The organism is Micromonospora sp. NPDC051543, assembly GCF_044454415.1.
GTDB lineage: Bacteria > Actinomycetota > Actinomycetes > Mycobacteriales > Micromonosporaceae > Micromonospora.
Genome location: NZ_JBITDT010000002.1, coordinates 387,716 through 403,851 on the forward strand (window position 1 = coordinate 387,716; position 16,136 = coordinate 403,851).

At 73.3% G+C, this 16,136-nt stretch carries 10 protein-coding genes; 8 read left to right on the forward strand and 2 right to left on the reverse strand.

All coding sequences use genetic code 11. From position 1 onward, the window contains the following. Window positions 1–24 precede the first annotated feature (24 nt). The 4 genes from trpB to ACIA3K_RS04885 all read left to right on the forward strand — a co-directional run bounded on the left by trpB (window position 25) and on the right by ACIA3K_RS04885 (window position 4,679). Window positions 25–1,263: a tryptophan synthase subunit beta gene (gene trpB / locus ACIA3K_RS04870; protein WP_396799230.1), complete on the forward strand. Its 1,239-nt coding sequence runs from the start codon at window positions 25–27 to the stop codon at window positions 1,261–1,263. A gap of 1 nt (window position 1,264) precedes the next feature. Beyond that, window positions 1,265–2,068, forward strand: a complete 804-nt coding sequence (gene trpA, locus ACIA3K_RS04875; protein ID WP_396799231.1) for a tryptophan synthase subunit alpha — start codon at window positions 1,265–1,267, stop codon at window positions 2,066–2,068. 230 nt (window positions 2,069–2,298) lie between these two features. Next, on the forward strand, window positions 2,299–3,477 hold the full coding sequence (lgt, locus tag ACIA3K_RS04880; protein ID WP_396799232.1) for a prolipoprotein diacylglyceryl transferase: 1,179 nt from the start codon (window positions 2,299–2,301) through the stop codon (window positions 3,475–3,477). 14 nt (window positions 3,478–3,491) lie between these two features. Further along, window positions 3,492–4,679 carry an FAD-dependent monooxygenase gene (locus ACIA3K_RS04885; RefSeq protein ID WP_355049510.1) on the forward strand — a complete coding sequence of 396 codons (1,188 nt, stop codon included), beginning with the start codon at window positions 3,492–3,494 and terminating at the stop codon, window positions 4,677–4,679. A 62-nt stretch (window positions 4,680–4,741) separates the two neighbouring features. Here ACIA3K_RS04885 and ACIA3K_RS04890 read toward each other — a convergent pair whose 3' ends face one another. Beyond that, window positions 4,742–5,578: a GNAT family N-acetyltransferase gene (locus ACIA3K_RS04890; protein WP_396799369.1), complete on the reverse strand. Its 837-nt coding sequence runs from the start codon at window positions 5,576–5,578 to the stop codon at window positions 4,742–4,744. A 153-nt stretch (window positions 5,579–5,731) separates the two neighbouring features. Here ACIA3K_RS04890 and gltB point away from each other — a divergent pair, with 153 nt between their 5' ends. From gltB to ACIA3K_RS04910, 4 genes are all read left to right on the forward strand, one after another. After that, window positions 5,732–10,435, forward strand: a complete 4,704-nt coding sequence (gltB, locus tag ACIA3K_RS04895; RefSeq protein WP_396799233.1) for a glutamate synthase large subunit — start codon at window positions 5,732–5,734, stop codon at window positions 10,433–10,435. Then, window positions 10,428–11,948 (forward strand): glutamate synthase subunit beta, encoded by a 1,521-nt coding sequence (locus ACIA3K_RS04900; RefSeq protein WP_396799234.1) that lies wholly within the window; start codon window positions 10,428–10,430, stop codon window positions 11,946–11,948. Before gltB ends, ACIA3K_RS04900 begins: the two co-directional genes overlap by 8 nt. Before the next feature lie 172 nt (window positions 11,949–12,120). After that, window positions 12,121–13,506, forward strand: a complete 1,386-nt coding sequence (locus ACIA3K_RS04905) for an MFS transporter (protein ID WP_396799235.1) — start codon at window positions 12,121–12,123, stop codon at window positions 13,504–13,506. Between the two features lie 58 nt (window positions 13,507–13,564). Next, on the forward strand, window positions 13,565–14,080 hold the full coding sequence (locus ACIA3K_RS04910) for a hypothetical protein (RefSeq protein ID WP_396799236.1): 516 nt from the start codon (window positions 13,565–13,567) through the stop codon (window positions 14,078–14,080). Between the two features lie 447 nt (window positions 14,081–14,527). Here the strand turns inward: ACIA3K_RS04910 and ACIA3K_RS04915 are convergent, their stop codons facing one another. After that, window positions 14,528–16,060 (reverse strand): M1 family metallopeptidase, encoded by a 1,533-nt coding sequence (locus ACIA3K_RS04915; protein WP_396799237.1) that lies wholly within the window; start codon window positions 16,058–16,060, stop codon window positions 14,528–14,530. Between the last annotated feature and the right edge of the window lie 76 nt (window positions 16,061–16,136).

The following is a 16,136-nucleotide window of genomic DNA, read 5'->3' on the forward strand; positions in this document are numbered from 1 at the left end:
CCGCCCCACCGAGAGGATTGTCCGATGAGCGCCGACGCGCTGGCCCCGGTGGCCGGTTCGCAGCCCGACTCCGCCGGTCACTTCGGTCGCTTCGGCGGTCGGTTCGTGCCCGAGGCCCTGGTGGCCGCGCTGGACGAGCTCGACGGGGCGTGGCGTACGGCGATCGCGGACGAGTCCTTCCGGGCCGAGTTCGGCGCGCTGCTGCGCGACTACGCCGGCACACCGTCGCTGCTCTACGAGGCCCGCCGGTTCTCCGCGAAGGTCGGCGCCCGGGTGCTGCTCAAGCGCGAGGACCTCAACCACACCGGCGCGCACAAGGTCCGCAACGTGCTCGGCCAGGCGCTGCTCACCAAGCGGATGGGCAAGACCCGGGTGATCGCCGAGACCGGGGCGGGCCAGCACGGCGTCGCCACCGCGACCGCCGCCGCCCTGTTCGACCTCGAATGCGTGGTCTACATGGGCGAGGTCGACACCGAGCGGCAGGCGCTCAACGTGGCCCGGATGCGAATGCTCGGCGCCACCGTCGTACCGGTCACCACCGGCTCGCGCACCCTCAAGGACGCGATGAACGAGGCGATGCGCGACTGGGTGGCGAACGTCGACGAGACCCATTACCTGATCGGCACCGCCGCCGGGCCGCACCCGTTCCCGGCCATGGTGCGTGATTTCGTCCGGGGGATCGGTGACGAGGCCCGGCAGCAGTGCCTCGACCTGACCGGCGCGCTGCCGGACGCGGTCACCGCCTGCGTCGGCGGTGGTTCCAACGCGCTGGGCATCTTCCACGCCTTCGTGGGCGACGAGACCGTCCGGCTGTACGGCTTCGAGGCCGGCGGGGACGGGGTGGCCACCGGCCGGCACGCGGCCAGCATCACCGGCGGGTCGGCGGGTGTGCTGCACGGCACCCGCACGTACGTCCTGCAGGACGCCGACGGGCAGACGTTGGAGTCGCACTCGATCTCCGCCGGCCTGGACTACCCGGGCGTCGGGCCCGAGCACGCCTGGCTGCACGACACCGGCCGGGCCAGCTACCTGCCCGTCACCGACGAGGAGGCGATGGCCGCCTTCGAGCTGCTCTGCCGCACCGAGGGCATCATCCCGGCGATCGAGAGCTCGCACGCGCTCGCCGGCACCGTGACGCTGGCCCCGAAGCTCGCCGCCGAGCTGGGCCGGGAGCCCACCATCGTGGTGAACCTCTCCGGCCGGGGTGACAAGGACGTGCACACCGCCGGGGACTACTTCGGCATCCTCGACAAGGAGCGCTGAGGTGAGTCGCATCGGGGTGGCCTTCGACAAGGCCCGGGCCGACGGACGGGCCCTGCTGGTGGGCTGTATGCCGGCCGGATTCCCGACCGTCGAGGGCAGCATCGCGGCCATGACGGCGATGGTCGAGGCCGGCGTCGACGTCATCGAGGTGGAGATCCCGTACTCCGATCCGGTGATGGACGGGCCGGTCATCCAGAAGGCCAGCGACATCGCGCTGGCCGGCGGGGTCCGGACGGCCGACACGATGCGCATCATCGAGGCCGTCGCGGCGACCGGCGCGCCGGTCGTCACGATGACCTACTGGAACCCGGTCGAGCGGTACGGCGTGGACGTGTTCGCCCGTGACCTGGCCGCCGCCGGTGGCACCGGCCTGATCACGCCGGACCTGATTCCCGACGAGGCGGCGGAGTGGCTGGCCGCCTCGGAGGCCCACGGGCTGGACCGCACCTTCCTGGTGTCGCCGTCGTCCACCGACGCGCGGCTCGCGATGACCGTCGATCACTGCCGGGGCTTCGTCTACGCCACGGCGGTTATGGGGGTGACCGGCGCGCGGGCGCGTACCTCCGACGCCGCTCCGACGCTCGTCTCCCGGGTGCGCGGGGTCACCGACCTGCCCGTCGGGGTCGGCCTGGGTGTGGGCACGGGCGCGCAGGCCAGCACGGTCGCCGGGTACGCCGACGGGGTGATCGTGGGCAGCGCGCTGGTGCGGTGCGTCCTGGACGCCTCCTCCAAGGCCGAAGGGCTGGCCGCGCTGCGTGCCCTGAGCGCCGAACTCGCCGAGGGCGTCCGCAACCCGGCCCGCTGAGCGCCGCTGCGGGCCGACCCGGTCCGCGTCCCTCGCTCGCCGCTCTCGCGGTACGGGTGCGACACCTCTGATGCCTGTGCGTCATCGTGATGACGCACAGGCATCACGCTCGAACGGGTGCTGCCCGGCCTTCCAGGCGGCCCCGGCGGCACGAACCAGACGTCATTCCGACCGCGGTGCGGCGGCCCGGGGTGCCGCTGCGGGGGTGCGCAGCGGTAGCGTGTGCACCCGTGACCATCGCCTCGCTATCCCCCCAGGCGGCCCTGCCCAGCCCCAGCACCGCCGTCTGGCAGCTCGGGCCGTTCCCGCTGCGGGCGTACGCGCTGTGCATCATCGCCGGCATCGTGCTGGCCTGCTGGGTGACCGAGCGCCGACTGCGCCAGCGGGGCGTCGCGCCCGGGGCGGTGCTCGACATCGCCGTCTGGGCGGTGCCCGCCGGCATCATCGGCGCCCGGATCTACCACGTGATCACCTCGCCGGAGAAGTACTTCGGCGCCGGCGGCGAGCCGCTGAAGGCGTTCTACATCTGGGAGGGCGGCCTCGGCATCTGGGGCGCCGTCGCGGGCGGCGCGGTCGGCGCCTGGATCGCGGCCCGGCAGCTCGGCATCCCGTTCGGTGTGGTGGCCGACGCGCTGGCCCCCGGTCTGCCGCTGGCCCAGGCGGTCGGCCGGTTGGGCAACTGGTTCAACAACGAGCTGTTCGGCGGCCGGACGACCCTGCCGTGGGGTCTGGAGATCCACCGGATGGATCCGGACAGCCCGGGGCACGCCCTGCGCGACGACGCCGGCCAGCCGATTCTCGAGCCGGGTCTCTACCACCCGACGTTCCTCTACGAGCTGGTCTGGAACCTCGGGGTGGCGGGGTTGGTCCTCGTCCTGGACCGGCGGTTGAAGCTCGGGCGGGGCCGGGCGTTCGCGCTGTACGTCATGGGTTACACCGCCGGCCGGTTCTGGATCGAGCTGATGCGCACCGACGAGGCGAACCAGATCTTCGGCGTACGACTCAACGTGTGGACCGCGGCCCTGGTCTTCCTCGGCGCGTTGGCCTACTTCGTGCGGGTCCGTGGCCCCCGGGAGTTCCTGATCCCGATCGGCGCGGCGGCCACCCCCACGCCGCCCACGGATTCCGACCTGTCGCAGGTCGACATCTCCGCACGCGAGACCGGCGCGCGCGCCGCCGCCCCCGAGGGTTACCGGGTGGTCAGCGAGGAGCAGTACGACACCTGGCGGGACACCGGTGTAGCGCCACCGGAGCCGGCCGACGACGCGCTCCCGGAGGGCGCCGAGTCATCCGCAGACGAGGTGGCCGACCGGAACCGCGCCGCCGAGTCGACGGACGGGACGCCCGAGGGGCGCGACGGGGCCCGGGCCGACGCCACCGGGGTACGCCCCGCCGACCGGGACAGCTGAGCGGGGGCGGTCCGATGCGAAGCGCGGTGGTGGTCGGCGCCGGGGTCGGGGGCCTCGCGGTCGCCGGCGCGCTGGCCCGGTCCGGGTGGCAGGTCACCCTGCTGGACCGTGCCGAGCGGGTCCGACCCGAGCCGACCGCCGTGGTGCTCTGGCCCAACGGTGTGCGCGCCCTGCAGGCCCTCGGCCTGGGCGCCGGCCTGGCCGCCATCGCCACCCCGCTGCCCGATGGCGGGGTACGCCGTCCGGACGGGCACTGGCTCGTGCAGCCCCGGCCGACGCCGGCCGACCGGATGCCGGTGGTGGTGCACCGCGAGGACCTGCACGACGCCCTGATCGCCGGCCTCGGCGACCGGGTCGAGCTGCGAACCGGCGTGACCGTACGCCACGTCCGTGTCGATCCGGGCGAACGACCGGGTGTGAACGACGGACGGCACACCATCGAAGCCGACCTGGTGGTCGCGGCGGACGGCACGGACAGCGTCATCCGCCGCCAACTGGCCCCCGAGTCCCGGGTGGTCAGCTCCGGCTGCGCCGCCTGGCGTGCCGTCATCCCCTGGTACCGGGCGCCCCGGCTGCCCGCCGACCAGCCGATCGCCGGCGAGGTGCTGGGCGCGGGCTACCGCTTCGTGGCCGCCTCGCTGGGCGAGCGGGGCTCCTCGGGTGGCTCCACGCGCGGTGGCATCTACTGGGTGGCCACGGCGGCCGGCGCTCCCCGCCCGGAGCCGCCGGAGACCCAGCTCGCTCTCCTGCGCCGCTGGTACGCCGGCTGGCCCGCACCGATCGGCGCGCTGCTCGACGCCACCGACCCGAGCGACCTCGTCCAGCAGGAGGTGCGCGAGCTCCGTCCGCTGCCGCGCGCGTACGGCTTCGGGGCCGGGCCGGGCGGGGTGGTGCTGCTCGGCGACGCGGCGCACGCCATGCCGCCGCACCTCGGGCAGGGCGCCTGCCTCGCGTTCGAGGACGCCGCCACCCTCGCCTCCCTGCTGCGCGAGGCCCGGCTACCCGATGCCGTGCAGACGTACGACCGGGTGCGCCGTCCCCGGGCGGCGACCGTGGTCCGGCAGACCCGGCGGATGTCCGCGGTGCTGCAGACCCGGGGCCGGTTGGCGCTGCGTGCCCGGGACGCCGCGCTCGGCACGATCAACTCGCGGCTGCTCTCCAGCGCCGCCGCCTCCGCGGCCCAGTGGCGTCCGCCGGCCTGACCGATTCGCGCTGGCTTGACCGACTCGCGCTGGCGCGGCCGGTTTGGCGCCGGCCGGGCGGCTCAGGGAATCAGGGCGGCGGGTTCGGCGATGCAGGCGGTGCCGATGCGGCGGAACCCGACCCGCAGGTAGACCCGGGCGATCTCCTCGCTGCCGGCGGAGAGGAAGACGAGCCCGGTCCCGGCGGCGAGCAGTTCCCGGGCGAGGGTGGCGGTCAGCGCCGCGCCCATCCCGCGCCGGCGGGCGGCCGGCAGGGTGGCCACTCCGGCGATCTCGGCGACGTCGTCCACGCGCATCGCCATGCCGCTGGCCAGCGCGCCCTCGGTCGGCGTGCCGGCCAGCGCGGAGATCCGTCGACCGTCGGCGATGCGAGCCCGCTCCTCGTCGAGCGCGGCCACCTCCAGCTCGGTGACGGCCGCGTCCCGCTCCGCCGGTCCGGCCCCGCCGGGTGCGGTGCCGGGGACGCCGAACGCCACGGCCGCCACGGCCCGCCGGGCCGCCACGTCCGCGGCGAAGTCGGGCGAGTCCGCCGCCAGCACCCGCACGGGTACGTCGGAGAGCGTCGCCGGGTCGGGCAGGGCGGCCGGGTCGAGGACCATCAGCGGGGCCTCCAGCACGGACAGCCCGGCCGAGCGGGCCACCGCGAGGAGCTCCGGGGTCGTCTCGTGCACCCACTCGAACGCCTCTGGCAGGCCCAGCTCGCGCTGGCGTGCCCGGACAGCTGTCACGTCGGCCAGCGAGGGCGTCTCGGTGGCGTCGATCCGGGGGCGGGCGTAGAACGGCCATCCGGCGGCACCACGGACGAACAGCACCAGAGCGCCGTGCTCCTCGACACCGGCGACGTCCCGGGGCACCGCGTCGTAGAAACGTTCCAACCGGTCGAAGATGTCCTTGCGCACCGAATCCACCGCGCGAGACTACACGTCCCAGACTCTGGACGGTGTGATCAATCTTGAGTGGCCTTGTGCCCCCAGCCCTAACGTAGACTCAATAGACCCACGGGCCGACGTCGTCCCCACCATGATCCAACCTGAGTGACGACAGGAGGCCCGGTGGCTCAGCCGTACGCGGATTCGACACAGCCGCACCCGCACAGCCCGCAGGCGTCCCCGACGCCCGGCCCCCGCCCCGAGGCCCAGGGCCTCTACGACCCGGCGCAGGAGCACGACGCCTGCGGGGTGGCCTTCGTGGCGGACCTGTACGGCCGACGGTCCCATTCCGTCGTCGCCAACGGGCTGGTCGCGCTCTGCCGCCTGGACCACCGGGGTGCCCGGGGCGCGGAGCCCAACACCGGCGACGGCGCCGGCATCATGATCCAGGTGCCGGACGCGTTCCTGCGCGCCGTCGCCGAAGTACCGCTGCCGCCGGCCGGCGAGTACGCCACCGGCCTGGTCTTCCTGCCCGACGACGACGCCGCCGAGGCGCGCGCCCGTCGGGTGGTCGAGAAGTACGCGCTGGTCGAGGGCGCGGACCTGCTCGGCTGGCGGGATGTGCCGATCGAGCCGGACGGGCTCGGCGACACCGCCCTGGCGGCCATGCCCCGGGTCCGGCAGGTCTTCGTGGCCGCGCACCGCCTCACCGACTCGCCCGCCGGACCGGCCGGCTCCCCGCTGCGCGGCATCGAGCTGGACCGGGTGGCGTTCTGCCTCCGTAAGCAGGCTGAGCGCGAGACCGCCGAGCGGGGCGTGCCGGCGTACTTCCCGTCGCTGTCCAGCCGCACCATGGTCTACAAGGGCATGCTCACGCCCGACCAGCTGCCGGCGTTCTATCCGGATCTGCGCGACGAGAGGGTCGACAGCGCGATCGCGCTGGTGCACTCCCGCTTCTCCACGAACACGTTCCCCTCGTGGCCGCTGGCGCACCCGTACCGGTTCATCGCCCACAACGGCGAGATCAACACGATCCGTGGCAACCGGAACTGGATGCAGGCCCGCGAGGCGCTGCTGCGCTCGCCGAACGTGCCGGGCAACATCCGGCGCGTCTTCCCGGTCTGCACTCCCGCCGCCTCGGACTCGGCGAACTTCGACGAGGTGCTGGAGCTGCTGCACCTGGCCGGTCGGAGCCTGCCGCACGCGGTGCTGATGATGATCCCGGAGGCGTGGGAGAACGACCCCGGCATGCAGCCGGACAAGCGGGCGTTCTACCGCTTCCACGCGAGCCTCATGGAGCCGTGGGACGGCCCGGCGTCGGTCGCCTTCACCGACGGCGAGATCGTCGGCGCGGTGCTGGACCGCAACGGGCTGCGCCCGGGGCGCTGGTGGCAGACCGACGACGGTCTCGTGGTGCTGGGCTCCGAGGCGGGCGTGCTCGACCTCGACCCCGCCCACGTGGTGGCCAAGGGTCGGCTCCAGCCGGGCCGGATGTTCCTGGTCGACACCGTGGCCGGCCGGATCGTGCACGACGACGAGATCAAGTCCGAGTTGGCCGCCGCCGAGCCGTACGCCGAGTGGCTGCACGCCGGGCTGATCGAGCTGGACGACCTGCCGGCCCGCGAGCACACCGTCTACACCCACGACTCGGTGCGTCGCCGCCAGCAGACCTTCGGCTACACGCAGGAGGAGCTGAAGGTCCTGCTCGCGCCCATGGCGCGTACCGGGGCGGAGCCGCTGGGCTCGATGGGCACGGACACCCCGATCGCGCCGCTGTCGACGCGGCCGCGACTGCTCTACGACTACTTCCACCAGCTCTTCGCGCAGGTCACCAACCCGCCGCTGGACGCCATCCGCGAGGAGCTGGTGACCAGCCTGGCGTCGACCATCGGGCCGGAGGGCAACCTGCTCGACCCGAACGCGGCGAGCTGCCGGCAGATCGTGCTGCCGCACCCGATCATCGACAACGACGAGCTGGCGAAGATCCTCTCCATCGACGAGGACGGTGACCTGCCCGGCTTCAAGGCGGTTCGGGTCTCCGGCCTGTACCGCCTGCGCGACGGCGCGGCCGGGATCAAGGCGCGGCTGATCGAGATCTGCCGGCACGTCTCCGAGGCCATCGAGGACGGCGTGCGCATCCTGGTGCTCTCCGACCGGGACTCCAACGCCGACCTCGCGCCGATCCCGTCGCTGCTGCTCACCGCCGCCGTGCACCAGCACCTGGTCCGCGAGCAGACGCGTACGCAGGCGGCGCTGATCGTGGAGTCCGGCGACTGCCGCGAGGTGCACCACGCGGCGGTCCTGATCGGGTACGGCGCGGCGGCGGTCAACCCGTACCTGGCGTTCGAGTCCGTGGAGGACATGATCACCACGGGCGCGCTCGCCGGGGTCGAGCCCGCAGCGGCAGTGCGCAACTACGCCAAGGCGCTCGGCAAGGGCGTCCTCAAGATCATGTCCAAGATGGGCATCTCGACGGTCTCGTCGTACTGCGGCGCGCAGGTCTTCGAGGCGGTCGGCCTGGACAGCCGGCTCATCGACAGGTACTTCCGGGGCACCCCGAGCCGGATCGGCGGCGTCGGGCTGGCCGGTGTGCACGCCGAGGTGGCCGCCCGGCACGCGCTGGCCTGGCCGCCGGCGGGCACCGCCGACTCGGACCGGCTGGAGGTCGGTGGCGAGTACCAGTGGCGTCGCGAGGGTGAGCTGCACCTGTTCAACCCGGAGACGGTCTTCCTGCTGCAACACGCCACGCGCAGCCGGCAGTACGACGTCTTCCGCCAGTACACGTCCAAGGTGGACGCGCTCGCCGCGCAGGCCGGCTCGCTGCGGGGCCTGTTCACCCTGCGCACCGGGGTCCGTCCGCCGGTGCCGATCGAGGAGGTCGAGCCGGCCACCGAGATCGTCAAGCGGTTCGCCACCGGCGCCATGTCGTACGGCTCGATCTCGGCCGAGGCCCACGAGACGCTCGCCATCGCGATGAACCGCCTCGGCGGCAAGTCCAACACCGGTGAGGGCGGCGAGGACGTCGACCGGCTGCACGACCCGCTGCGCCGCTCCTCGGTCAAGCAGATCGCCAGCGGCCGGTTCGGCGTGACCAGCGAATACCTGGTCAACGCCGACGACCTGCAGATCAAGATGGCCCAGGGCGCGAAGCCCGGTGAGGGCGGCCAGCTCCCCGGCAACAAGGTCTGGCCGTGGATCGCCCGTACCCGGCACGCCACCCCCGGCGTCGGCCTCATCTCGCCGCCGCCGCACCACGACATCTACTCGATCGAGGACCTGGCGCAGCTCGTGCACGACCTCAAGTGCGTCAACCCGGCGGCCCGGGTGCACGTCAAGCTGGTCAGCGAGGTGGGTGTCGGCACCGTCGCCGCGGGCGTGGCCAAGCTCAAGGCCGACGTCATCCTGATCTCCGGTCACGACGGTGGCACGGGCGCGTCGCCGATGAACTCGCTCAAGCACGCCGGCACCCCGTGGGAGCTGGGCCTGGCCGAGGCGCAGCAGACGCTGCTGCTCAACAAGCTGCGTGACCGGGTCACCGTGCAGGTCGACGGCCAGCTCAAGACCGGCCGGGACGTCCTGGTCGCGGCGCTGCTCGGGGCCGAGGAGTTCGGCTTCGCGACCGCGCCGCTGATCGTCTCGGGCTGCGTGATGATGCGGGTCTGTCACCTGGACACCTGCCCGGTCGGCATCGCCACCCAGAACCCGGTGTTGCGCGAGCGGTACACGGGCACCCCGGAGTTCGTCGAGAACTTCTTCCTGTTCCTCGCCGAGGAGGTCCGGGGATACCTGGCCGAGCTGGGCCTGCGGTCCATCGAGGAGGCGATCGGGCAGAGCGAGCTGCTCGACGTGGCCCCGGCGCTGTCGCACTGGAAGGCCCACGGGCTCGACCTGGCCCCCGTCCTGCACCTGCCGGAGCTGCCCGCCGACACCGTCCGACGCGGGATCCGCGCCCAGGACCACGGCCTGGAGCACGCCCTGGACAACGAGTTGATCGCGCTGGCCGCCCCGGCGTTCTCCGAGGGCGCGCCGGTGCGGGTCGAGGTGGCGGTGCGCAACGAGCACCGCAGCGTCGGCGCGATGCTCGGCGGCGAGGTGACCCGCCGCTTCGGCGGCGACGGCCTGCCCGAGGACACCATCGAGTTCGTGCTGCACGGCACCGCCGGCCAGTCGTTCGGCGCCTTCCTGCCGAGGGGCGTCACGCTGCGGCTGCACGGCGACGCCAACGACTACGTGGGCAAGGGTCTCTCCGGCGGACGCATCGTCGTCCGTCCGGACGCCGCCGCGCCGTTCCTCGACCCCGACGCCGAGCCCGGGCAGCGCGCGGAGGACCAGATCATCGCCGGCAACACCATCCTGTACGGCGCGACGGCGGGCGAGGTCTTCCTGCGCGGCCGGGTAGGGGAGCGGTTCGCGGTGCGCAACTCCGGCGCGGTCGCCGTCGTCGAGGGCGTCGGCGACCACGGCTGTGAGTACATGACCGGCGGCACGGTGGTGGTGCTCGGCGCGACCGGCCGCAACTTCGCCGCCGGCATGTCGGGCGGAACCGCGTTCGTGCACCGGTTGGACCGGTCCCGGGTCAACGCGGAGCTGGTCGACCTGGCGCCGCTGCGCGAGCAGGAGCAGACGCTGCTGCACGAGCTGGTCCAGCGGCACGTCGCCGAGACCGGTTCGGGGGTCGCCGAGGAGCTGCTCAAGCGCTGGCCGGAGGCGGTGGCCGAGTTCACCGCCGTGGTGCCCCGCGACTACCGCCGGGTGCTGGAGATCATGAAGGCCGCCGAAGCTGCCGGCCACGACGTCGACGACGCGGTGATGAGCGCGCTCAGCGCGCCGGCCGCGTCCGTGCCGCCCGCGCCGCGGGCGGCCACCCCGGAGGTGGCCCGTGCCTGACCCGAACGGTTTCCTGCGTTACGACCGGCGTCTGCCGGCCCGCCGTCCGGTGCCGGTGCGGATCAGCGACTGGCGGGAGGTCTACCCGCCGGCCGGTGAGGAGCTGGTCCGCGAGCAGGCCACCCGGTGCATGGACTGCGGCATCCCGTTCTGCCACGACGGCTGCCCGCTGGGCAACCGCATCCCGGACTGGAACGACCTGGTGCGGACCGGTAACTGGGACGCCGCCGTGGAGTCGCTGCACGCCACCAACAACTTCCCGGAGTTCACCGGGCGGCTCTGCCCGGCGCCCTGCGAGGCGGCGTGCGTGCTCGGCATCGCCGGCGGCCAGCCGGTGACGATCAAGCAGGTCGAGGTGGAGATCGCCGACGCGGCGGCCGCCCGCGGGTTCACCCCGCGCCCGATCCCGACGCCGTCGGGCCGCTCGGTGGCCGTGGTCGGCTCCGGGCCCGCCGGTCTCGCCGCCGCCCAGCAGCTCGCCCGCGCCGGTCACGCCGTGACGGTGTACGAGCGCGACGACGCGATCGGTGGCCTGCTCCGGTACGGCATCCCCGACTTCAAGTTGGAGAAGCGGCACATCGACGCCCGGTTGGCCCAGCTCACCGCCGAGGGGGTGCGCTTTCGCACCGGCGTGCACGTCGGCGTCGACGTCACCGCCGAGCAGTTGCGCGCCGAGCACGACGCCGTACTGCTGGCCTGCGGGGCGTTGCAGGGCCGGGACACTCCGGAGACGCCGGGTCGGGCGCTTCGGGGCGTACACCAGGCGATGGCGCACCTGGTCGCGGCGAACCGGGCGGTCGCGACCGCGACCACCGAGGAGGCCGCCGAGCGTCGGTTGGCGCCGGCGGTGCTGCCCGACGGCACCCCGATCGACGCGGCCGGCAAGCACGTGGTGATCATCGGTGGCGGTGACACGGCGGCGGACTGCCTCGGCGTCGCGCACCGGCAGGGCGCCGCCGGTGTGCACCAGCTCGACCTGTACCCGCAGCCGCCGACCGAGCGCGACGAGGCCCGGGACCCGTGGCCGACCTGGCCGTGGCTCCTGCGCAACTACCCGGCGCACGAGGAGGGCGGAGAGCGGGTCTTCGCCGTGGCGGTGCAGGAGTTCGTGGACGACGGCACCGGTCAGGTGCGGGCGGTACGGATCGCCGAGGTGACGGTCGAGAAGGTGGACGGTCGGCGGGTGCTGACCGTGGTGCCGGGCTCCGAGCGGGAGTTGCCCGCCGACCTGGTGCTGCTGGCGATCGGGTTCGAGGGCACCGAGCAGCAGCCGCTGTTGGAGCAGTTCGGGGTGACCCGCAACGTCCGGGGCGCCATCGACGCCCGGGACGACTGGCAGACCGAGTCGGACGGCGTGTTCGTGGCCGGGGACATGCACCGGGGTGCCTCGCTGATCGTCTGGGCCATCGCGGAGGGGCGTGCGGCGGCCGCCGCGATCCATGGTTACCTCGGTGGTGTCGGCGCGCTGCCCGCGCCGGTCGGGCCGGCCGCGCAGCCGCTGGCCGCCCGTTGAGCTGAGGGGGGTCCGGTCGGCGCGGCGGCGAGTCGCCGTGCCGGCCGGACATTCCCCGAGGTGAGACCCTTCACAAATCTGGGCAAGAAGGTTTAGGTCGGCAAGACTTGTCGGCTGCCGAACCGCGCCGCGATCGGCTCGCCGTCATGTCGTCGATCGCTGGAGGTTCGTCGTGGCCACGGGTGCCACCTTCGCCGCGCTGCGCCACCGTAACTACCGGATCTGGGCGCTCGCCGGTTTCGTCTCCGTCATCGGAACCTGGATGCAGGTGCTCGGAGTCAACTGGTACGTGCTGAAGGAGACCGGCTCGGCGACCTCGATGGGCATCGCCGTGCTGCTCCAGGCGGCCCCCACGCTGCTGTTGAGCGTCTGGGGCGGGGTGCTGGCCGATCGACTTCCCGCCCGTCCGCTGCTGATCGCCGCCCAGGTGGCCCACGCCGCGTTCGCCGCGGGCCTCGCGGCGGTCGCCCTGACCGGGGTCGGCGGCCTCCCGCTGATCTTCGCGATCTCGCTGGCGAGCGGCGCTGTCTCGGCGATCGAGGGGCCGGTCATGGGTCGCTGGTCCTCGACGCTTGTGGATCGCGAGACGTTGGGCAACGCGCTGGCGCTCGGTTCGCTCACCAACTCCGCCGGACGCATCCTCGGCATGAGCCTCGGGGCCGTCGGCGTCGCCGTCGTCGGCCCGGCGCTGCTCTTCGGCATCAACGCGGCGAGCTTCGCCGCCGTGGTGGTGGCGCTGTTCGCCGTACGGCCGGGGGCGGTGGCCGGCGCGGTGGCTGCCGGTGGCCCGACCCGCCACGGTGTCCGCGCCGGGTTCTCCTACCTGCGTGGACAACCGGTCCTGCTGCTCGCGCTCGCCCTGTCGTTCGTGCTGGGCAGCCTCGGTCGCAACTACCAGGTGACGATGGCGGCGATGAGCGACGGACCGCTGGCCGCCGGCGCCTCCGGCTACGGCCTGCTGTCCACGGTGTTCGCGGTCGGGACGGTGGTGGGCGCGCTCGCCGCCGCACGCCGGCGGTCGCTGAGCTACGGGACCCTGGTCGGTGCCGGCCTGCTGGCCAGCGGTCTGCAGATCGTCGCGGGTCTCGTCCCGGGCGTCTGGAGCTTCGCCGCGGTGATCCTCCCGATCGCCGCCGCCGCGGTCGTCATCGACACCACCGTGGGCACCCGCGCCCAACTCGACACCGATGGCGCGATGCGCGGCCGGGTGCTCGCGGCGCTCGCGGTCACCGGCTCGGTCTCCGCCGCGGTCGGCGCCCCGCTGCTGGGCTGGCTGGCCGAGCACGCCGGTCCACGGCAGACGCTCGTCCTGGCCGGCTCGGTCGCCGCGATCGCCACCACGGCGGCGGCGGTCGCCCTGGACCGGCAACACGGCCGCGCCGCCCCCCTCACGCTGGTCGTGCCACGGCCGCGCCATCCGGTACGTCGAGCGGCGTGGCGGGCGGCCCGCGTCGTACGGCCCGCTGGCGCGGTGTGCGTCGTCGCCACCGGTGGCACCGCCCCGCGTCCGCTCCGACTGGGCGAGCTGGCCCTCGCGGGCGAGACCGCGCGGCACTGAGACAGCCGTCACCGCTTCCGGGACCGGGCGACACGAAGATCATCGTTACGCTGCGATCATGGACAACGAGGAGCGGTTGCGGCGTACCCGCCGGTGGCTGTGGATCGTGCTGATCGGCCTCTTCCTGAGCGGGGCCACCGCGTTTCCACTGGAGATCGAGGTGCGCTGGCTGCTGCGCGCGCTGGACCCGCTCGCCGGGCAGTTCCCCGCGCTCGTCGCCTGGATCGAACGGGTCCACACCGGTCTGGTGACGGCGGACCGGGACTACCCGTTCCTGCTCTACGGCACCGACTGGCTGGCCTTCGCCCACCTGGTGCTGGCGGTGGCGTTCTGGGGGCCGCTGCGTGACCCGGTGCGCAACGTCTGGGTGGTGCAGGTCGGCATGATCGCCTGCGCGGGGATCATCCCGTTGGCGCTGATCTGCGGCCCGATCCGGGACATCCCGTGGTTCTGGACGCTCGTCGACCTGTCCTTCGCGGTCGGGGCGTTCCCACCGCTCTGGTTCGCCTACCGACACATCCGCGCCGTCGAGGCGAATCCTGTCGAGGCGACAGGCGTGCCAGCGACCGTGTGATCGGTCGCCCACGGACGCCGCCGGGCAGGTGAGCACTACCTGTGCGGTGCCTGTCGAGCTGCCCCGAATGTGGGGCAGTGGGCCGGGACGGCTGCTCTCCGCACGGCGGTCGGGCTGTGCCCGTGCCCGTGCCCGTGCCCGTGCGGTGCGTGTCGAGCTGCCCCGAATGTGGGGCAATGGCCGGGACGGCTGCTCTCCGCACGGCGGTCGCGCTGTGTCCGTGCCCGTGCCCGTGCCCGTCCCCGTACCCGCGCCTGTGCCTTTGCCTTTGCCTCTGCCCGTGCGGGTGGGGTCGAGCTGTGCGCTGCGGTCGTTCCATGCGCGCTCGTGGTGTCGGTGCCGCCGTCTGCCCCACAAACGGGGCAGCTCGACAGGCACTCAGCACACCCCGCCCGACCGCGAGAGGCCGGGAGGCCCGCCACACGACGGGCCTCCCGGCCCCAGACCCTAGTGCGACAGCAGCTCGTGGGACTCGCGGATCTTGGCCCAGGACTTCGGCTCAGCCGGCGGCGTGGCCTTGCGCGCGGCACTGGCCACGTCGGGACGGCCGGCGGTGAACAGCCAGGTGGTGAAGAAATTGTCCAGGTCCAGACCGGAGATCCGTTCGGCCAGGGCCTGGAACTGCTCGATGGTGCCGTTGCCGTACCGGTGTTCGGCCGTCCACGCCGGCAGGATCGCGAAGAACGCGTCGTCGCCGACGGCCAGCCGGAGCTGGTGCAGCGTCATCGCGCCCCGGTCGTAGACCGCGTCGTCGAAGATCCGGTCGGCGCCCGGGTCACCGGGCAGCACCTGCCAGAACTCGTCGTCGGCGGGGTAGCTCTCGTAGACGAAGTCGAAGACCTCCTGCGCGGTGCCCTCGCCCTGCTCCTCCGACCAGAGCCACTCGGCGTACGAGGCGAAGCCCTCGTTGAGCCAGATGTTGCGCCACTCGGCCACCGAGACCGAGTCGCCGAACCACTGGTGGGCGTTCTCGTGGGCCACCACGTACGTGTTGGCGCCGCGCCGCCAGAAGCCCGGCCCGTACACCGGGCGGGTCTGCGTCTCGAGGGCGAAGCCGATGCCGTCCACCGGCCCGGCCACGCCACCCTGCGCCTCGAACGGGTACGGGCCGAAGATCCCGCTCTCCCAGTCGACGATCTCACCGGTGCGCTCGATGCTGGCCCGGGCGGCTGGCCCGAGCGCCCCCAGCGACGTGCTGTACGCGTTGATCACCGGCTGGCCGCTCGGGGTGGTGTCGGTGACGATGTCGTACTGGCCGATGGCCATGAACGCCAGGTACGTGGCGGTGGGGGAGGTGGTCCGCCAGATCCAGCGGGTGCGGTTGCCGGCCTCGGCCGCGGGCGGCCTCGGCTGCACGCCGTTGCTGATCACCTCGACGCCGGTGGGCACCGACACGGAGATGTCGAAGGTCGCCTTGTCCAGCGGGTGGTCGTTGCTCGGGAACCACCACCAGGCCGACTCGGGCTCGTTGACCGCGAGCGCCCCGTCGTCGGTGCGTGTCCAGCCGGTGTAGCCGCCGACCAGGGTCTCCGACGGCACACCGCCGTAGCGCACCACGATGGTGAGCTGCTGCCCCCGGCTGATGGTGCGGGCCGGGGTGACGACCAGCTCGTGCGTGCCCGCGGTGCTGGCGTCGGCCTCCCAGCCGTTGACCCTCACCGACTCGACGTCGAGCAGGAAGTCCAGGTTGAACGTCGAGAGGTCCTGCGTCGCGGTGGCGAGGATCGTGGTGGTGCCGGTGAGTCGGTCGGTGGCCGGCTCGTAGCGCAGCCGGACGTCGTAGTGCGAGACGTCGTAGCCACCGTTGCCGTAGTCGGGGTAGTAGGTGTCGCCCAGGCCGGCCGCTCCGGGTTGCGGCGCGGCGGTGACGACCGGTCGGCCCCAGGCCGTCGGGGCGGCGGCGGCGGGCGCGCCGGTGAGCATGGTGCCGGCGGTGGTGAGGGTCAGGGCGGCGGTGGCCGCCGTGAGGACTCGACGCACGAGGTGCACTCCCTCCATCGGGTTTACGCATCGCCAACCTAATCGACAACTGTGAACGTCGCTGGCCTGCCGCGCG